The 19,605-nt window shown below is 35.8% G+C and carries 20 protein-coding genes; 11 read left to right on the top strand and 9 right to left on the bottom strand.

Features of this window, described 5'->3' with window-relative positions; translation table 11 throughout:
- Nucleotides 1–292 precede the first annotated feature (292 nt).
- The 9 genes from ACTYBU_RS20850 to ACTYBU_RS20810 all read left to right on the top strand — a co-directional run bounded on the left by ACTYBU_RS20850 (nt 293) and on the right by ACTYBU_RS20810 (nt 9,385).
- Nucleotides 293–937 carry a YesL family protein gene (locus tag ACTYBU_RS20850; RefSeq protein WP_445492733.1) on the top strand — a complete coding sequence of 215 codons (645 nt, stop codon included), beginning with the start codon at nt 293–295 and terminating at the stop codon, nt 935–937.
- 42 nt (nt 938–979) lie between these two features.
- On the top strand, nt 980–2,257 hold the full coding sequence (locus tag ACTYBU_RS20845) for an ABC transporter substrate-binding protein (RefSeq protein WP_445492731.1): 1,278 nt from the start codon (nt 980–982) through the stop codon (nt 2,255–2,257).
- 19 nt (nt 2,258–2,276) lie between these two features.
- The gene (locus tag ACTYBU_RS20840; protein ID WP_445492729.1) at nt 2,277–3,215 is read left to right on the top strand and encodes a carbohydrate ABC transporter permease; all 939 of its coding nucleotides are present in this window, start codon (nt 2,277–2,279) and stop codon (nt 3,213–3,215) included.
- A 17-nt stretch (nt 3,216–3,232) separates the two neighbouring features.
- On the top strand, nt 3,233–4,063 hold the full coding sequence (locus ACTYBU_RS20835; protein ID WP_445492728.1) for a carbohydrate ABC transporter permease: 831 nt from the start codon (nt 3,233–3,235) through the stop codon (nt 4,061–4,063).
- A 110-nt stretch (nt 4,064–4,173) separates the two neighbouring features.
- On the top strand, nt 4,174–4,950 hold the full coding sequence (locus ACTYBU_RS20830; RefSeq protein ID WP_445492726.1) for a sugar phosphate isomerase/epimerase family protein: 777 nt from the start codon (nt 4,174–4,176) through the stop codon (nt 4,948–4,950).
- Between the two features lie 21 nt (nt 4,951–4,971).
- Nucleotides 4,972–5,997 carry a Gfo/Idh/MocA family protein gene (locus tag ACTYBU_RS20825; RefSeq protein ID WP_445492724.1) on the top strand — a complete coding sequence of 342 codons (1,026 nt, stop codon included), beginning with the start codon at nt 4,972–4,974 and terminating at the stop codon, nt 5,995–5,997.
- Nucleotides 5,998–6,019: 22 nt separating this feature from the next.
- The gene (locus ACTYBU_RS20820; RefSeq protein ID WP_445492722.1) at nt 6,020–7,012 is read left to right on the top strand and encodes a hypothetical protein; all 993 of its coding nucleotides are present in this window, start codon (nt 6,020–6,022) and stop codon (nt 7,010–7,012) included.
- Nucleotides 7,013–7,052: 40 nt separating this feature from the next.
- Entirely contained in the window at nt 7,053–8,219 is a 1,167-nt protein-coding gene (locus tag ACTYBU_RS20815) for an ROK family transcriptional regulator (RefSeq protein ID WP_445492720.1), read from the top strand.
- Nucleotides 8,220–8,278: 59 nt separating this feature from the next.
- Nucleotides 8,279–9,385, top strand: a complete 1,107-nt coding sequence (locus tag ACTYBU_RS20810; RefSeq protein ID WP_445492718.1) for an ABC transporter ATP-binding protein — start codon at nt 8,279–8,281, stop codon at nt 9,383–9,385.
- Nucleotides 9,386–9,921: 536 nt separating this feature from the next.
- Here the strand turns inward: ACTYBU_RS20810 and glnA are convergent.
- Complete coding sequence (gene glnA / locus ACTYBU_RS20805) at nt 9,922–11,256, bottom strand: type I glutamate--ammonia ligase (protein ID WP_445492717.1); 1,335 nt, start codon at nt 11,254–11,256, stop codon at nt 9,922–9,924.
- 539 nt (nt 11,257–11,795) lie between these two features.
- Nucleotides 11,796–12,248, bottom strand: coding sequence for a VOC family protein (locus tag ACTYBU_RS20800; protein WP_445492715.1), 453 nt, complete (start codon nt 12,246–12,248; stop codon nt 11,796–11,798).
- Nucleotides 12,249–12,377: 129 nt separating this feature from the next.
- On the opposite strand from ACTYBU_RS20800, the gene ACTYBU_RS20795 reads away from it, so the two are divergent.
- Entirely contained in the window at nt 12,378–12,821 is a 444-nt protein-coding gene (locus ACTYBU_RS20795) for an Lrp/AsnC family transcriptional regulator (protein ID WP_445492714.1), read from the top strand.
- 487 nt (nt 12,822–13,308) lie between these two features.
- Here ACTYBU_RS20795 and ACTYBU_RS20790 read toward each other — a convergent pair whose 3' ends face one another.
- Nucleotides 13,309–13,581, bottom strand: coding sequence for an HU family DNA-binding protein (locus ACTYBU_RS20790; protein ID WP_445492712.1), 273 nt, complete (start codon nt 13,579–13,581; stop codon nt 13,309–13,311).
- A gap of 514 nt (nt 13,582–14,095) precedes the next feature.
- Between ACTYBU_RS20790 and ACTYBU_RS20785 the strand changes: the two genes are divergently transcribed.
- Nucleotides 14,096–14,431, top strand: coding sequence for a hypothetical protein (locus ACTYBU_RS20785; RefSeq protein WP_445492711.1), 336 nt, complete (start codon nt 14,096–14,098; stop codon nt 14,429–14,431).
- A gap of 277 nt (nt 14,432–14,708) precedes the next feature.
- Here ACTYBU_RS20785 and ACTYBU_RS20780 read toward each other — a convergent pair whose 3' ends face one another.
- The 6 genes from ACTYBU_RS20780 to ACTYBU_RS20755 all read right to left on the bottom strand — a co-directional run bounded on the left by ACTYBU_RS20780 (nt 14,709) and on the right by ACTYBU_RS20755 (nt 19,312).
- Nucleotides 14,709–15,086 carry a MaoC family dehydratase gene (locus ACTYBU_RS20780; protein ID WP_445492709.1) on the bottom strand — a complete coding sequence of 126 codons (378 nt, stop codon included), beginning with the start codon at nt 15,084–15,086 and terminating at the stop codon, nt 14,709–14,711.
- The gene (locus tag ACTYBU_RS20775; protein ID WP_445492708.1) at nt 15,053–15,394 is read right to left on the bottom strand and encodes a hypothetical protein; all 342 of its coding nucleotides are present in this window, start codon (nt 15,392–15,394) and stop codon (nt 15,053–15,055) included. Before ACTYBU_RS20775 ends, ACTYBU_RS20780 begins: the two co-directional genes overlap by 34 nt.
- Nucleotides 15,391–16,485: an acetyl-CoA C-acyltransferase gene (locus ACTYBU_RS20770; RefSeq protein WP_445492706.1), complete on the bottom strand. Its 1,095-nt coding sequence runs from the start codon at nt 16,483–16,485 to the stop codon at nt 15,391–15,393. The genes ACTYBU_RS20775 and ACTYBU_RS20770 overlap by 4 nt, the downstream gene beginning before the upstream one ends.
- Nucleotides 16,482–17,930: an AMP-binding protein gene (locus tag ACTYBU_RS20765; protein WP_445492704.1), complete on the bottom strand. Its 1,449-nt coding sequence runs from the start codon at nt 17,928–17,930 to the stop codon at nt 16,482–16,484. The genes ACTYBU_RS20770 and ACTYBU_RS20765 overlap by 4 nt, the downstream gene beginning before the upstream one ends.
- Complete coding sequence (locus ACTYBU_RS20760; protein WP_445492702.1) at nt 17,931–18,491, bottom strand: biotin transporter BioY; 561 nt, start codon at nt 18,489–18,491, stop codon at nt 17,931–17,933.
- A gap of 482 nt (nt 18,492–18,973) precedes the next feature.
- On the bottom strand, nt 18,974–19,312 hold the full coding sequence (locus ACTYBU_RS20755; RefSeq protein WP_445492700.1) for a VOC family protein: 339 nt from the start codon (nt 19,310–19,312) through the stop codon (nt 18,974–18,976).
- Nucleotides 19,313–19,605 lie beyond the last annotated feature (293 nt).

Below are 19,605 nucleotides of genomic sequence, written 5' to 3'. Positions count from 1 at the left end.
AATAGGATAAAAAAAAGAAGGGGAAAAAAATCTTATTTTTTTTACAAAACATACTTGACTGATAGGAATAATAAGAATATAATCATCATAATTTAATAGCCAATAAAACAGCAGCATTTATATGCTACGGCTAATTAAACTGACCGTACAAACGGAGGTTTCTTTTATTTCTAAATAAAGGAAACCTTTTTTGTATCTAAATTTTAAAAATTTAATTTTTTAACGAAGGAAGGAGTATGAAAAAATTAAAGTGACTACATAACTTCATTAGCTTAGAGAAAGGAAGAGATGGATGGAGTTTACTGGATTTATTGGATGGATTTATCGATGTTGTCGTTGGATAACAAGCTTAATCTATCTAAATTTTCTTTGGCTGGTTTTTACAGCTTTGGGACTTATACTGTTTGGTTTTTTCCCTGCAACAGCTGCATTATTTGAAACATTACGCAGAGCCGTTAGAGAAGGATTTCGTTTTCCTATTACTCGCACGTTTTTCTCTTTCTATCGTTCTAGCTTTTGGAAAGTAAACATTATTGGTGTATGTATTATTTTTACTAGTAGTTTAATAAGTTTTTATCTTTGGTTATTTTTTTCTCAGGAATCAAGCCTGCTTCAGGTGATGGGCTTTGTTGGTTTATTTGTCTATCTATTAGTTTTGCTTTATCTATTCCCAGTATATTCTCATTATGAATTGAGTTTATTGGATTATTTAAGATATTCAATAAGTATTGCTTTATTGAATTGGTCGTGGGGAGTAGTTATGATGATAGGTCTGGCAATAGAGGGAATACTATTCATGGAATTTCCTCCTCTAATGTTGTTTTTTGGGGGAAGTGTATCTGCTTTATTGTTGACGAGTATTTCTTTAAGGGTTTTCCGAAAAATGGAGAAGAAGAAAGAAGAAGTAAATGGAAAATTTTTTACTATAATAAATTGATTTAATGAATTAATTAATTTATTTAAGAGAGGAAGTTTCAGAATGAAGAAAAAGGGATTTATAGTAGTTTTATTCACGATTGTTATTGCATTGTTGTTATCAGCCTGCTCTAATGTGCAAAATAATGCGGAGAAGAGTAAAGGGAAGCCTGTTGTGATTGAGTTTGCTGCTGGTAAGGATGCTTCAGGAGATTTAGAAAAGCAAATTGCTCGTTTTAATACTGAGCATAAAGATATCCAAGTCAAATATATTGAGATGCCACAAGTTCCAAATGATCAGTTTACCCGTTATTCGACTTGGTTTAACAGTAAAAGCCAAACGCCAGATTTATTAATGACGGATGTTACTTGGCCATCTATGTTTGCTTCTGCTGGATGGATTGCTCCCATTGATAAATATGTTGATAAAGATTATTTGAAGCGATTTTGGCCAGCCGCTGTTGATGTAGCAAATGTAGATGGCAAACAGTACGGAATTCAAGGCTGGCTTGATTTAGGAATGGTGTATTACCGTAAGGATCTATTAGAAAAATATAATCTGCCAGTTCCAAAAACTTGGTCTGAATTAGAGAGTGTTTCTAAAGAGATTTTAGCAAAGGAAAAGCAAAAACAGCTTGCTGGATATGTTTTTCAAGGAGCAAAAATAGAAGGAGCAACGATAAATTGGCTAGAGTTTCTTTGGGGACTAAATGGTGATATCTATGATGAGAAAGGCAAAGTAAAGGTAGATTCAAGCAAAGGCATTGAGGCATTAACGACAATGCGCAGCTTAATTGATGAGAAAGTATCGCCAGCTAGTGTCAGTACATCTAATCCCAATGATAACTTTATTACATTTAGCAGCGGAAATGCTATATTCATGAGAAATTGGCCAGGATCCTATGCAAATTTAAAGGGGACTAAAGTGGATGGAAAGTTTGGTGTTACATATATACCATCTTCAGAAGGCGGAGAAAGCCATTCGGCTACAGGAGGATGGGTATATTCCATTAATAATAATTCAGAGCATAAAAAAGAAGCATGGGAAGTAATGAAATATTTCTTAAGTGATGAAGAGCAAAAATCGATGGCTATCAATACAAGCAAAATCCCATCTGTTAAAAAAGTATTTGAGGATAAAGAAGTAAGCGAAGCGCAGCCGTTATTCTCTATTCTTCCACCATTTCTTGAAAATGCAAAGAGCCGTCCTGTCTTAAGAGGGTACGATGCGTTTAGTTTAAGTGTACAAACACAAGTAAACCTTGTTCTTTCTGGTCAAAAGGATCCAGCAAAAGGACTGCAGGATGCCCAAAAAGAAATAGAAGAAAAATTAAAAGAGTAAGAAAGGGAGGTGAAGAGAGGTGATTGAATATAATAAAGCCTTGACAACACCCTTAAAACAACAATCTCTTAAAAAAGGAAAAAAAAGTTGGTCAGATAGAAAACTGGCATTTATCTTAATTACACCACCATTATTATTTATCTTAACCTTTACACTCTATCCAATTATCAGAGTGTTCTGGATGTCGCTGCATAAAATAATCGTTACCCAGCCATGGTTGGGTACCCCTTTTACAGGGGTGGGAAATTATGTAAAAATGATACATGATTTACGTTTTTGGCATTCTATTGGCTTTACACTTGGATTTTCTATCTTAACTATTGCATTTGAGTTAATGATTGGTCTATTTCTCGCTGTTATTGCAAATAAACAATTTAAATTCCGTGGAATAGTAAGAGCAGCCATTTTATTTCCTTGGGTCATGCCAACAATAATAAATGCATTAGCATGGCGATGGATGTATAACCAGGACTATGGTCTCTTTAACGGTTTACTTATTAAATTTGGTTTAATAGATCACTCGTTAAATTGGCTTGGAGATTCAAAACTAGCTTTTATCGCTATATGCATCGTTGCTATATGGAAGACATCTTCCTTTATAGCCATTATTCTTTTAGCAGGTTTACAGTCCATTTCTTCTGATATTTATGAAGCGGCGATGATTGACGGAGCAAGTAGCTTTCAGTCATTTATCTATATCACGCTGCCGTTATTGCGAAATGTCTTTTTAGTGGCAGTTGTTTTAAGGACAATGGATGCGATGCAGGCGTTTGACCTGATGTTTGGACTTACTCAAGGAGGACCAGGAAATTCGACGGAGTCTTTACCGATGTATATATATAGATCAGCATTTGTTGATATGGATTGGGGATATGGTTCCGCTTTAGGCGTCACTCTTTTTTTCATTACCTTTAGTATGACGGCGTTGTATGTCAAATTTCTTTATAAACCAGAATAAGGAAAGGAGTGATAGTTATGAAAGGAAAAAAAACAAACCGTCTCTTTTTTTATTTAATGATCATTCTAGTAACGGGTCTGTCTTTTTTTCCACTTTATTGGATTTTTATTACTTCCATAAAACAAAAGGAAGAGTTATATAGTATCCCAGCGACACTAATAACGTTTAAACCGACAATAAAACATTATATAGATGTGTTTTCTGCTCAAGCCTTTGCTAGTTATTATTGGAACAGTACTGTAGTAGCAGCTTTAACCGTGGTGACTACACTTACTTTCGGATCCATGATTGCTTATGCTATAGCAAGACTGCAGTTTAGAGGCAAAGCTGTATTGTTATTAGCTATTACGGCAACTTCTATGTTTCCACCCATGACAATGGTTCTTCCTATTTTTATGGCATTAAGGGATCTCCATCTTCTGAACACTTATTCAGGTTTAAGTCTGACACATGCTGCTTTTGGGCTGCCGATGGTCGTATGGCTTCTTTCTGCCCTGTTTAAGGAAATCCCGAAAGAAATAGAAGAAGCATCACTAATTGATGGATATAACCGTTTTCAATCTTTTATAAAAATTATGCTGCCTCTTTCCTTACCAGCTATGGTAACGGCTGCAGTGCTAGTTTTTGTTCACAGCTGGAATGAATTTCTCTTTGCTTTTATCTTAATGTCAGATCCAGAAAGGAAAACATTGCCTGTTGCGATTATGATGTTTCCAGGAGAAAACGATTTTCCTTGGGCTACCATTTCAGCCGCTATTATTTTAGCCGTTATTCCATTGATTCTCCTTATTTTTCTTTTTCAAAAGAGGTTGATTCAAGGGATGACGAATGGATCGATCAAGGGATAGTTAAGCGGCTTTGCTTCAAAAGATTAGAAGACTGGGAGTACAGAAGAATAATAGGTTATTAACCTCAGTTGTTTTCTGTTAAACAACAAACTAGAAAAGGAGAAGGAAATATGACTCGGCTTGGGCTAAGGATATCCGATTTAATCGGTATGGATGTAAAGGGAAAAGTAGATTTGGCAGACGAATGCCAATTGAAAGCAATAGAATTATCTGCATCTGAATTAATAGATCACAAGGAAACCATTTTGTGGAAGAACTATACACAATCGAAAGGAATCGAAATCACAACGGCAGGAATTGGAATTTCATTATGTGATCCTGACCAAAAGGAAGAGGTAATAGAGAAAACGAAAAAAATAATCGAAGGAGCTAATTTGCTTGGAGGAATCTCCTTATTTAGCAGAACGATGATTGCACCAGAGGGTATTCCTCAACATGTAACATGGGATTACCTTAGTGAATTTACATATGAAATTACTGAACTATGTCAGAAAGGAAATATAAAATTTGCAATTGAGATCGACCATGCTCCATGTTTTGTTCATACATTAGAGCGTTTTGAAAAGCTGTATAACACAGTGAATCATGACAATTTATATGTAAATTTTGATCCTACTAATCTATACGTAAATGGCAGTGATCCTATTACTGCGATTGAAAAATGGAGCCATCGCTTTATTGGAGCGCATTTTAAAGATGGCATCTATCAAACAAAGAATAAATCGGAAGTGCCAATAGGCGAAGGGGAAGTTCCTTATGAAAAAATATTTAAAAAGTTAGCAGAAAGAAACTTGTCATTAACATTCCAGCTTGAGCATATACAGGATGCAGAACGTGTGAAAGATGCCGTAAGAAAAGTCAGAAATCTTTATCCTGATGTAGGCTGATGTTTAGAAAGGAGGATACGCATGATACGATATGCCATCATTGGTGCAGGAAGAATTGGAACCCATCACGCAAAAGAGCTGCAAAAATTAGAAAATACGGAAATTGTAGCTGTATGTGATGTTAATAGAGAAGCTGCCAATACCTTTGCTGAGATTACAGGAGCAAAAGTATACGAGAATTACCTTGATCTACTTGACTACGAACAGATTGATGCCGTTTATTTATGTACACCAGTGCGAGGCCGGGTAGAGCTGGTAAAAGAAATAACTGCTAGAAAGATACATTTATATATTGAGAAGCCGCTCGCTCAAAGTGTGTCTGAAGGCGAGGAAATTGTACGTTTGATTCAGGAATCAAGTATTATCTGTACGGCAGGATTTCAATGGAGATCAATGGGATTTGTTCAAAAAGCTAAAGAACTGATTGGAGAAGAGCCTATCTCTTTATTCGTTGGTAAATATTACTGGACTGTTCCCTTAGTCAATTGGATTAGAAACCGTCATTTAGGAGGTGGGCAAACCTTTGATCAGACCATTCATATTATTGATTTGGCTACCTATTTGGCAGGAGAAATTGACCATGTTTATTCAGCTTATACACAAAAGGCAACGATTGGAGAAATGGAGAACTGGGATGGTTATAGTACGACAGCTGTCTTTAAAAATGGGACAGTAGGAAACTTTTATTCTACCTATGCATTGTATCCAGAATTAGGGGAAGAACCGAGTCTTGAGGTTATCCAAAAAAATCGTCTTATTAAAATTACACCTACTAAATTAACAATCCAGGAACCTGGGAAAATGGAAATAGTGGAGCTTGAAGAAAATGTAGCAGGAATAAACCGATTATTTCATGAGGCTATTGCGAATAAAGATAAGTCTAAAATTCTTGCGACAGCAGCAGATGCACTGCATAGCTTAAAGGTGGTTCTTTCTGCTAATTACTCCGCTGTCAAAGGAGAAGTAATAAAAATAGAGGAGCTACATCATTTCGGAATAGATTACTTAAAGGAAACGAGCAATAAATTTACTAATATAAATAACTAATTACATTATTGGAGGAATGAAAATGAGTATCCTATTAAAAGAAGTAAATCCATCCACTTTAAATGCAGCACCGTTGTTTAATCCAGAAGAAGGAACTACTGTTATTAGTCCAACAGGAGAAGGATCAGGCTTCTGGGTTGGGGCTCCTAGTATTTTATATGATGAGAAGAATGAAACATTTTATCTGTATTATCGTGTTAGGCAACCAAGAGGATATGGTGAAGACGAAAGAGGATATGAAGTACGCATTGCAAGCAGCAAGGATGGGGTAAATTTCAAAGATGAATGGAAACTGCATAAGAAAGAGCTTCAATCAAGTTCGATTGAACGTTCTTCCTTGTACAAAGTAAACGATTCACTGTATCGTTTATATATAAGCTATGTGGATTCAAAAGACAACCGCTGGCGTATTGATGTTGTCGAAGCAGAGACACCAACTTCATTTGATATATCCAAACGTCAGAAAGTATTAACCGCTGCAGATAAAGAAGGGGTCGAAGGTGTAAAAGACCCTTATGTGATTAAAGTTGGAGACCAGTATTTTATGTACTTTGTTTTTGCCCAAGGAGTAAAAGGGCAGTCTAAGGAGAAAATGCATGGAACTGGGGATGTGCACAATACTGGATTGGCGGTGGCGCCAACAGCACTCGCCATTAGTGAAGACGGGATCCATTTCCGTTGGATCGATACGGTGCTTCCTGTTGGATTAGACGGCTGGGATCAATATCAGTCCAGGTTGACAACGATCATTCCATACAATGGTTTATTTACAGTTATTTGGGATGGCAGTGTAGGAGTGGAGCAAAACTATGAGGAAAAAGCGGCTTTAGCCATTACTTATGATTTAGTTACTTTTTCAAAAGTAAGCTTTAATGGCCCTATTCTTGAAACAAAAAATGGAAAAGCCGTGCGTTATGTGGATGCTTTAGTTCATAATGAAGAAATATGGTATTACTATGAATATACGCGCGAAGATGGCGCGCATGAACTGCGTGTACACAAAACCAAGCGCTGATGGCTAAGGGATTTTCCCTTGTGAATGGAGGAGTAGCATCTTGCTTATCGGACAAAATACAGATCGTACAAAACAGAAAAATAAAGCATTAGTGCTGCAAACCATATTAAAAAGCGGCCAAATTTCTCGTGTCGGCATTTCTGAAAGAACGAAGCTAACAAGAGCGACTATTACAAACATAACAGCCGAATTAATTCAAGATGGATTAATACATGAGATTGGCAGTATAGAAGCGGGGAAAGTGCGAGCAGGAAGAAAATTAGTGGCACTTGAATTAAATGGAGATTCTACTATTGTAGTGGGAATTCATATTCGAATGGATCGCTTGGAACTTGGGTTGGTTAATTTAAAGGGAGAAGTAAAAGCTTTCAAAAAAACTGCTCTTCCAGAAAACTTGGATGCCCAATATTTTGTGGAATGGCTCACCTTTGAGATAAAAAGCTTTTTAGAAACTCATCAACCTATTTCTATTTATGGCATTGGAGTTGGATCAGTTGGTCTTGTTAATTTTCTCGAAGGAAAAATTGTCGAGGCAAAGCATTGCGGTTGGGAAAATGTGGATATTATTTCCATCCTTTCTGCCTCTTTTCCTCTTCCGATCTTTTTGGATCATAATGTACGAGCAATGGCACTCGCTGAAAAAATGTATGGAAAAAATGTATCGGATGAAGATTTGCTTTTTATTTATATTGGAAAAGGAATAGGCGCAGGGATGGTCATACATAACCAAATTTTTCGAGGTAGAAAAACTGGTGCTGGAGAATTTGGTCATATGACCTATATGCCAAATGGGAAAAAGTGTTGGTGTGGAAACAATGGCTGTCTCGAACAATATGTTTCTGAAGCAGAAATTGTAAAAGTTTTAAATGTATCTTCAGTGGAAGAAGTAGTGGATGCCGTGAAAATAGGCGATGCAGCAGCCATTCATGCAGTGGAAGAAATGGGGGAGAAAATTGCTGTTGTATTAACTTCCACTATCAATATGTTTAATTTTTCAAGAATTATTTTTGGAGGCTTTATGGCTAAACGGGAATCCCCCCTTATTCATACAGTAAAAGAAGTAATTAATGAGCGTTCCTTTTTAGCCCGTCAAGAAGAAGTAACAATTGAAAATTCGGAGCTGGGAGAGAAGATTGGTGTTCTTGGAGCAGCAAGTTTAGTTTTTTATTATTGTATTTTCCAACCAGATTCCAGCATTTTAAGATAGTAGGTAAAGAGTAGAGGGTATCTTTAATCAATATTTTGAAAGAAGGGAGGAAATGAATAATGGCTGGATTAACGTTTCATCATGTACAAAAAAATTATCATGATAAAAAAGTTGTGAAGGATTTTCATTTGGATGTCGCGGATAAAGAATTTTTAGTATTAGTAGGTGCTTCTGGATGTGGAAAATCCACTATCCTCCGCATGATTGCCGGCTTGGAAAACATCTCGGAAGGAGATATTTATATAGGAGATCAGCATGTAAATGGTGTTGCTCCAAAAGATCGAGATATTGCCATGGTATTTCAAAATTATGCATTGTATCCACATATGAACGTCTATAAAAATATAGCCTTCGGATTAAAGGTACGAAAGTTTTCAAAGGATGAGGTGAATAAAAGGGTACTTGAAGCAGCGAAGATTCTAGATATTGAGCATCTTCTTGAACGCAAGCCAAAGGAGCTTTCAGGCGGACAGCGCCAGCGGGTTGCGTTAGGACGTGCCATCGTACGTAATCCGAAAGCCTTTTTAATGGATGAGCCTTTATCTAATCTAGATGCAAAACTACGTGTGAAAATGCGAGCTGAAATTAGCAGATTACATAAGAATTTAGAGGCAACTATTGTGTATGTGACGCATGACCAAACCGAAGCTATGACGATGGGAGACCGTATTGTTGTGATGCATGAGGGAGTAGTTCAGCAGGTAGCAACTCCAAAAGAGATATATGATCATCCTGCGAATAAGTATATTGCAGGATTTATCGGGTCACCAGGAATGAATTTTATCGAGGGAAAAATTATAGAAGAAAAGGATACTATATTTTTTCAAGCAGACGCACTTTCAATTCCATTATTGGAGGAACAAAGTCGCCTTCTTCATGCAAAAGGGTACGTGGGGCGTGCTATCATCTTTGGTATTCGTCCAGTGAACATTATAGCTGTAAATGAAGAAATGAGAACAGCAGCACAACCCATTGTGAAAGGAACAGTTGACTTAGCCGAAGATATGGGGGCAGAATCGTTACTTTATGTAAAAGCAGGAGGCAACATAATTACAGCGAGAGTAGAGGGAAGAACAGAACAGAAAATAGGAAATGCGATTTCATTAGCATTTAATAGGAAAAAGGCTCATTTTTTTGACATAAAAACAGAAGAAGCTATTAGATGATTCGTTTAAAAAATAGAACGACTAGTTGGAGAAGATATAGGTGAAAAGCAATGGAACAGAAAATTCCAGTTCAATTGTTTTTTCTTATATAATCCCCTTATTGATTATTAAGCATTTTTTGCTATCAACACCGTAGCGAGTTTAATCATAACATGTACAGTTTCTTTAGGTGCTTTTATACTTTCTGAAATAGCACGTGTAGCATCTTTAGCTATCTCTTTGCATTAATTCAAGTACAATATCAATAATAACAATTAGCATTTATAAACACCCTCCTAATATAATTTTTAAAGAGTAACGATTAATTTTGTTATACCGTTACAAATAATTTATCCCACCCGTAACGGGCAGTAAAACCTTCACCTCAAGATGCCGAGAAATCGAGGAATCTAGGTGGGAGATAACTGCCCGTTAAGAGTGGGATAAATAAAAAAACTGTAAACAAACTTCCTTTTTAAGGAGCGTTTGTCTACAGTCTGAAAATAGAAAGGGATGATCCCTTTCTATTTAGTTTGCTTTCTCTTGTTATTTGTAATTTAGAACTTAAATTTATAGTTTTTAATTTCCCATTCATGAACAGATATACGATAGTTGTCCCACTCTGCTTTTTTCGCCGCTACATATTCATTATATACATGATCTCCAAGTGTTTTACGGCCAAATTCTGCAGCTTCTAATTCAACGATAGCAGCTTCCAAGCCACCTGGCAAGCTGTCAATGCCAAGCTCTTCACGACGTTTATCTGTCATGTGGAAAATATCTTCGTTTATTGGTGCTGGTGCATTTAATTCTCTTTCAATACCATCTAAACCAGCAGATGCGATTACTGCAAAAGCCAAATATGGGTTAGCAGATGGATCTGGACAGCGAAGTTCAACACGTGTACCCATTCCGCGACTTGCAGGGATACGGATTAAAGCTGAACGGTTTGATGTAGACCAAGCAAGGTAAACGGGAGCTTCATAACCAGGAACTAAACGCTTGTAAGAGTTAACTAAAGGGTTTGTAACCGCAACAAAACTCTTCACATTTTCTAATACTCCGGCAATAAATGAATATGCTGCAGTTGATAGCTGCATTTCATCAGACTCATCATAGAACAGATTTTCTCCATCTTTGAAGAAAGACATATTAACATGCATACCAGAACCATTGATTCCGAAAACTGGTTTTGGCATAAATGTAGCATGTAATCCATATTGTGCTGCAATTGTTTTTACAACCCATTTATAAGTAGTAGCTAAATCTGCAACACCTAAAGCATCTGCATATTTAAAGCTAATTTCATGTTGACCTTCCGCTACTTCATGGTGAAGTGCTTCAATTGTAAAGCCCATCGCTTTTAATGTTTTATAAATTTCTACACGAACTTTTTCACCTAGATCTTTCGGTGATGGCTCAAAGTATCCTCCTAAATCGCCTAGTTCATTAGTTGGGTAACCTTTTTCATTTGTTTTGAATAAGAAAAACTCTAACTCTGGACCTACTGAAATGGTATAGCCTTTTTCTGCAGCACGTGCAACTGTTTTCTTCAGAACATTACGAGTATCTCCCTCAAATAAAGTTCCATCTGGATTGGTAACAGAGCATAGGAAGCGTGCTTCCGAGTATCCTTCTTTTTCCGTCCAAGGTAATACGACAAAGGTATTTAAATCAGGAGCCAAATAAGAATCTGACTTGTTGATAGGTGAAAATCCTTTTATGGATGATCCATCAATCATAATTTTACCTTCCACTGCATCAACTAATTGAGCGGAAGTAATCGTAATATTTTTTAGTATTCCTTCCATGTCAACAAATTGTAGATGTAATAATTCTACGTTTTTTTCTTTAATTGTATTCTGAATTTGTTCTAATGTAATCTGTGTCATGTTATTTTACCTCTCAATGGATGTTTTATTATATAACGAGATTCATTATAATCATTATTCATACTATATTCAATATTTTTTTTGTTTTTAGTATTTTATGAATGATTTTCTAGTTTCTTCTAAATGCTATTATTAATTAACTTAGCTAGTTGTTTAAATCTAACCTTTTTTATTTTGGATCAAGGATTTCTATCTTTTTTAGAGGGACTATCAAGTAAATGTTTGGATATCTATTTCTTTATGTTAATTTACTTCTAAGGTAAAGAAAGCAATAAAGTAAACTTCCATCAGTGGGGGATGAGGAAAAACCCCAATGTCATCAATCTAAACTTCAATATATTGGAAAATTATTAAAAAGTGGAATAAGCGTTAGGTTTTCCGAGGCTTACTGCTCGCTTTCCATTTGCTATAAAAATAATATTAACTAATAATATGAGTAAACTTGGGAATGGTAATTTTTTTTCATTTTCAAATGGAATATGAGTTGCTAAAAGCCATAAGGTTTAGTTGAAGTTTTCTCTGGTTAGCAATAAATAATACTAGTTGAACAGTTGGAAATTTACCATTTCAATAAACTCAATAACTTCCCCATTGGGGCTGTAAACAAGTGCATTATTAACTCGAATGACTGGAAATCCTAATTCCATAGTAGCTGGTGGGACACAGGTTTTTGCACCAAAATGAATGGCTGTTTTATATGCTTCACTTGCATTTTCAACTGTTAAAGCGAAATGTAATAACGCACCATGATTTATTTCTTCATGATTCAATGGCTTTTGTCCTTGAGCGGGTATTTGTGCCTCCTTATCAAAAACTTCTATAAAGGTATGACCATCAGATGAAACGAGCATGGCAGCCTTCTCTAAATTAAACTTAGGCAATGACCAAGTATGTGCAATTTTAAAATTCAATGCCTTCGTATAAAAACGTATCACTTCATCAAAATCATTTGCCTGGATTGCAATATGTGCAAGCCCTTTAACATTAGCCATAATAACTCCTCCTTTTATTTAGTTTAGTGTACTTTATTCACTGGAATAAATGGATAGTATAAAAAAGGTAAATTTGATATAATGCCTTAAAAAAAAAGGTATTATTTAAAAATACCTAAGGAGTTGTGAGTGGTGAAAAATGATAGTAGATTAGATGAAGTCGACTATAAAATAATGGGAATTCTACAAAAAAATGCGCGCATTTCTATTTCAAAAATTAGTCAGAAGGTAGCTATGTCACAACCTTCTGTGAAAGAACGCATTTCTAAATTAGAGGAACAAAAAATAATTTTAGGCTATGATGCTGTATTTAATCCTACGAAGTTAGAGAAGGGAGTTACAACATTTATTTTATGCAAAACGGAGAAATGCCAATCTTTCATTGAATTCTGTGAAAATTCTAAAGAAGTTTCTGAGTTACATAGAATTAGTGGAGAGTATAATTATTTAATGAAAGTTCAAACAGCTTCTATTGAAGATCTAGCACATTTCCAAGATCTTCTTATAAAATTTGGCAATACTAAGTCTCTTGTTAGTATGAAAAACAATATAAAGAGCAGATTGATGTTTTAGTAACTGCAGTATTAGTGTTATGAATTTTGCAAGAAATCAATTCTTACAAAACCAAGCATTTCGAACCGGTCCAGCAAAGAAATACCCAAGTATATAAGAACAATTCAGAAAAATATACCTGTTGCAGTATTAACAGATGGCAAGTCGTATAATAAAGTGAACCTTCCATCAGTGTGGGTTTTACTGCCCGTTAAGTGTGGGATAAAATTGTCTATGACGGTAAAATCGGCTACGTTTGGGCAGATGGCATTAAGAGATAGGCAATAGCCTAAAAGAAAAACGGATGCTAATTAATTAGCATCCATCACAGACTGTTGAAAAACGTTTGCTCTCTTCGCTACTTCTCAAAAAGGTTCGTACCTTGATAGACAAAGGTTTTCAATCAGCCTTAAATTTTGCAGCCTTACTTTTTCGACACTCTGCAAACAATAAACGTTGTTTTATTTGTTTCTTCTGTTTATAAAACCATTAACGCTTTTGTTCGTTATTATTTAACAGCTTCTTTTAGTTCTTTTCCAGGCTTAAAAGCAGGGACTTTAGAAGCAGCAATCTGAATTTCTTCCCCTGTTTGTGGATTGCGGCCGGTTCGGGCTGCACGGTCACGCACTTCAAACGTACCAAATCCAATTAACTGAATCTTTTCTTCTTTCGAAAGTGTAGTAGAGATCGTTTCAAATAATGAATCGATTGTTTTAGAAACATCTTTTTTCGTTAATTCAGTTTGTGCAGATACTGCATTGATCAATTCTGTCTTATTCATAGTAAAACACCTCATTTTTTCATTTTTAATAGCGAGTAGAAATGATAGCATAACACAACTAATAGTAGGATTTCCAATTTCATTGATTCATATACATGTATATTAAAAGAAATAAACACTCCCCAGTATTCATTTTCTTATTGTATGGCATAATAAGGAAGATAAAAGGGATGGAAAAACCCCTTTGTTTACGTTTATTTCTGTTTTTGACCGTCAAAATTACTTTATAAAAATTAGATTACTTCTTTTCATTAAATCACCAGTGTATAAAAAATGCATCTATTGGGTATCATTTCAAGCAATTCTTTATTATGATAAGAATAATAATTAGAAGCTATAGGAATTATTAAGTGTTTCACCGGAATAAATAGAATGACTAACATGTACAAACTTATAGGTATACTTATAGAATTTAGTAATTATATCGGTAATTAATAAAAGGGGGGATAAGCCATAAAATTATGTATGGTTTTATCGTGATCAAAAATAAATGATTAAATAAGGGGGATGAAAAATGCATTGGGAAACTCTTCCTAATTGGTTTCAGATTATTTATTACCTATTTTTGTTAATAACATTTGCAACTACAATACTTAGTGTTGTTCAAAAGAAAATGATAAGTATGTCTGTCGTAGCCATTTTGCTAGTTGCAACAGTTCCAATAATTAGTTTGTTTAATAGTATTGGAAGAGTAGAGGGAATGAATGAAATGGAACATTTAGTGAGTCAATTTCAGCAAGGTGCTATTTGGTCTGTTTTTACCATCTTGGGATATTTGTTTTTATTTGTATGGTGGTTCTTGTTCATCCTAAAAAGTATGAATAAAAATCAATCAAAAGTATCAAAGTAATTTTTAAATATAAAAAGTACAATGGACCTCAATTTGTGTTTATTATTTTTGCTCGTTTAATGTCAACGTGATTATTACAGCATGAAAGTGCACGGTGAAGTGTCAAAGAGGGAGAGCAATGCCCCTTTTTCCGTTGGATAGTTACTCTAATATTAATGAAATTTCTATTTCAACGTAATAGAGGTATGAAGTAAAGCGAGAGAGGAACGAATATGGTGTTAATGGAGGAAAGGCAAGTACTCTATACAAGATGCTGCAATTGCAATATCTCATGAACTTAAAACCCTTCTTTTTCTTCCAAAGTTAATTTCCCTCTCACCACGACTTCCTTTTTATTCAAGCCTTCTATGATAAGAAAGCTAGAACTATTTTTTTGCTTTCTTTCTGCCAAGATATGAATGGTATCATTCCAATAAATTGGTTTTACAAATTGCATCTCGTACGAGATAATCCTCATTCCTTTTTCCATAAAAGTAGAAGAGATATTTGATGCAAGGCCCATAGTCAACATTCCATGAGCAATTGGCGCTTTATATCCCAAGCGTTGTGCTTCCTCTTGATTGAAATGAATCTGATTGAAATCCCCTGTTAGAAACGCATACTGCTTAATTTTTTCTTCCGTTAAGGTAATTGTATGACTAATTCGGACACACATCGAAAACACTCGCTTCCTTCCAAGTTATATCCAAAGAGAGACTGGGTGTAAAACATATATTTTCCTTTTTTCTTTTCCTGGTCAAGTGTGACTACACAGCGATATTTACCCCCAATGGAAAGTTCCTTGGAACAAACACAGGATTGTTTCCGATGAATCGGTGCGCTCTTAAAGCTCCAAGGAACCTTGATATATCGATAAAAAATCATCGGAAAGGTTGGAGGCAGCTTCTTTTGTTTCCCAAAAATAGCCTCATAGTTTTGTACCATTTCTTCTGTTATGGTAACGAAAGTTTCATTTGTTTTCATATCATACTCTCCCATAAAACAGCGATTCCAATTCCGCCGCCAATTCCTATTGTAGAAATGCTAAAGAGCGCTTTGTAACGCTGAACCTCATAAAATAATCTTGTTACCAAAATGGCTCCAGATGCTCCGTAAGGATGACCTAATGCAATGGCGCCGCCTTCTATGTTTAATTTTTCATAAGGAATCTTGAGTTCCTTTGCACATGCAACTACTTTTGAAGCAAAAGCTTCATTCAATTCAAACAGATCGATATCCTGAATGGATAAAGAATGCTTAGATAATAATTGGGAAATGGCGGGTATCGGACCGCTTGCTGGATAGTTGGGATTTACTCCTGTTACAACACTATCGACAAACCGAAGAATTGGCTGGTATCCTAGTTCTTTGGCTTTTTCTTCAGACATAATAAGGACTGCTGATGCTCCATCATTGATTCCACAAGAGTTTCCCAATGTTACTGTTCCATTTTCCTTAAAACAAGGAGTCAATCGATGCAACATTCGTTCATAATTCACCTTAGGATTTAATCCTTCATCTTGCAGGGGAATATCTGGGATTTGTACAAGTTCATCCGAAAATCTGCCATTTTTTAATGAATGAATGGATCGTTGATAACTATAAAGAGCATACTCATCCTGCATCTGACGGGTAATCCCATATTTTTCAGCTACATATTCCGCCGCAACACCCATATCAGGATCACCAAGCTTTTCCGGTGAAAAACGCGCCCGTTTATCGTACGGTGATTGGCTCGAACTTTCCACACCACCCGCAACATATATTTGTCCTGCACCACCTTGAACAAGATAACAAGCAAGGCGAATAGCTTCTAAACCAGATCCGCACTGCCGGTCGATTGTCATACCTGGTACAGCAACGGACAGACCAGTCTCCAATCCAGACAATCTGGCAATATTTCCTCCAGGACCTACTGCATTGCCGAATATAATGTCATCAATCTGTTCAGGCAGATCTTGAATGATGTCTTTCATGACAAAAGAGGCTAATTGTTCAGGGGAATACTGTTTTAGAATGCCGCCTTTTTTTCCTATTACCGTTCTTTTTGCTTTAACAATCACTGCCCTTGTCATCTTAACTCTCCATTCTCAAACCATTTTCTTACTTCTTGACGTGAAATTTTTCCTCCGGTTGTGTAGGGGAAATGGTCCATCTTTCTCCATATGCGTGGAATTTTATAGGAAGAGAGTGTCTGAAGGCAGTAATTCTTCAAAGCAGACAAAGGGATATTCCCTTTTATGAAAGCAGCTGTTTTCTCTCCCCAATACTCATCTTTCACTCCTAAAACAACGACTTCTTCAACGCCTTCGAATTTTAATAATATCTGTTCTATTTCTTGGGGGTATATGTTCATGCCGCCATAAAGAATCATATCATTTTGCCTGCCAAGAATGTATATATAACCATTTTCATCTCTTCTGGCAATATCATAAACTGTCGCCCAGTCGCCTTGTAATACTTTTTGTGTTTCTTCTTTATTATTTAGATATCCATCAAAAAGCATGTTGCTTTTTACATATAAAATTCCTTCATCTCCAACCGCTAATTCTTGTCCTTTTTCATTCCGAATGCTAACTTCAACATTATGAAAAGCTTTTCCAACAGAATCACCATATGAAATCTGTTCGTTATTTTTTAAAACGGTGATAAAACTGAGCTCGGAAGACCCATAAAATTCATAAAAATCAGCTGTTGGAAATTGACGGCGCATTTTTGTCTTTACACTTGGCAGCCACTTTGCCCCTGTTGATAGGAAGGAAAAGGCTTTATCATGAAAAGAACCTTCCTTTAATAGTCCTTGGATCATTGTTGGCACTATATATATTCGAGAAATAGGATAGTTTTTCAAAGTATCCATCAAACGAGCTGGCGAGAACTTTGTTAGAACATAGATTGTTCCACCCAAAAATAAGGTACTGAAAGCTCCATATAAAAAAGTAGAATTTATAAAAGAACCAGGAATTAACACATGTTCATTTTCTGTCATCTCTAGATCTATTTGATTACACCGAAAACTTTCAATCCATGAGGCATGGGAGCGCATGAACGCTTTTGGTTTTCCTGTTGAACCAGAAGTAAAACCAATGTAAAAAGGGGCATTCTCCTCATTATTTTGAAAGTTGCAGCTGGAACGTAGCCACTCTTTTATCTCATTAGAAAAAATGATTTTTGTTGAAAGCTGTTGAAAACACCCTTTCATTCTTTCATCAGCAATGATAAGATCAGGCGTTATTTGTTGCAGTCGTTCCGCAATTTCTTTCTCTTTCCATCTCATATCTCCAACTACGCTAGCCCAGCCTGCTTCACTTGCTCCTGCGAATAGTTGTAAAAACAAGCTGCCATTTGGCAAGAATAATGCCACTCTTTTATTAATCGCCTTTTCACTAAAAAAAGAAGCAGCTGTTCGCTGCACTAAATCAAGCCAATCACCATATGAAATTTTTTCGTTATCTGTGATGATCGCAGGCCGTTTGTAATCCGTTTGGGCATATTTCTTATAAGTACTAGTAATTCTCATTTATACATTCATTCTTTTTGCCATTGGAATAGAATGCTGCAGCTTAACAGCAAGCGAAGAAGCAACAATTACTTTAATAAAATCACCCGGAAGATACACTAGGCTAAGAATAACAGCTTTTGCAATAGAAATATCCATCATAAGGGCTTGAATCGGAATGCCGAACAGATATACAACCAAAATACCACCAAGAATGGAAGCTAGCAAAATCTTCATAAATGATACGTTTTTCATATGATAACATAAATACCCAATTACATAAGCTCCTAATACCCAGCCGATAAGATAGCCCCCAGAAGGACCGAAAAATACACCAATTCCACCCCGTCCGCCAGATAATAAAGGTAAACCAATCATCACTATTAATAAAAATATGATTTGACTAATGGCCGCATATTTAGGACCTAAGCGGGCGCCTAATACACTTCCAGCTAACATGACCCCTAAGGTTTGCAAGGTGATCGGTACAGGAGTAATTCCTAGAAAAATGGGGGGAACAACCCCTAGTGCTGCCATAATTGCCACAAACATAGAAACATACATGATTTTTTTTAACTCCACTTTGTTAACCTACTTTCTTTTTTGGTTAACAAAATTATAAAACCCAACTTATTATTTGTAAAGGTTAATTTTTTATTGAAAATTCAGGAAAAATGCTTTATCCCACTCTTAACGGGCAGTAAGACCCCCACCTCAAGGTGCTGAGGAATTGAAGAAGCTAGGTGGGGGAAACTTGCCCGTAAAGGTTCACTTTATACGGTGCTGCATCATGATATATTAAAAACTAAAATACACGTAAACTCTTGTGGGAAAAGCGAGACAGATGAAAGACCCTGCAGGAGTAAAGAGAAGAAGCGGCTTAGTGTCCGCTCGCGGAAAGCGAAGTGTATTCAGGATGCGGGTAAAATAGATAGCAACTATTATCAATTTTCGCCCTATATAGGAAATCATCCCGACAAGAATTCCAAAAATAAATAAAAACTTGATGAATTTCCTTATAATTCGATCATTGCTTATACCTTCGCTTGATAATTTCCTTTCTGTTAGCAGAGTACTTCGACTGTAAACCCACCAGGTGCCTCAACATAAAAAGTATAGCCATGTATCTGTTGAGGAGGCTGTACATCAAACCCATCCGCTTTCAAGAGTTGATTTATTTTGTCCACTGCTTCTTCATTTTTCTGTATAAATCCAATGTGAAACATTTTGGGATATTGAACTTCGCTCTCCCTCATTAATGTTAATACAAAACCATCATCATCAAACATTACAGCAAATCCGTTTCCACGGCTTGCCTTGCACGTTAGACCGAAATATTTTTCTAAAAAATTTCGAGCTGCCATGATATCAGTAACAGTTAGGTTAAGGTGATTGAATTTCATTTTTCCATCCTTTCTTAATATGTTTTGATAATAAATGGTTCTTCTATATTATATTACATGAATCGGATCCTAACACATCGTAATTAAGTTAACAAAATACTTCAATCGAAAAAATGCTGTTGTTTTTAAAATGGGAAGGTTGGTCAAATGAAGGTGATATAATTTTATTTCTATCGTTTTATAGTAGTAGTTTACAGAATATAGAATGTGTAAGGTTTTAGAAGCTAAGTTAATTTGATTTTGAAAAAGTTTTAATTCTTGAAACTTTATCAGGTGTTATATCCCACTAATAG

The organism is Niallia sp. 03133 (assembly GCF_052663225.1).
The sequence above is the reverse complement of the archived record's forward strand: the minus strand, read 5'-3'. Positions and strand labels throughout refer to the sequence as shown.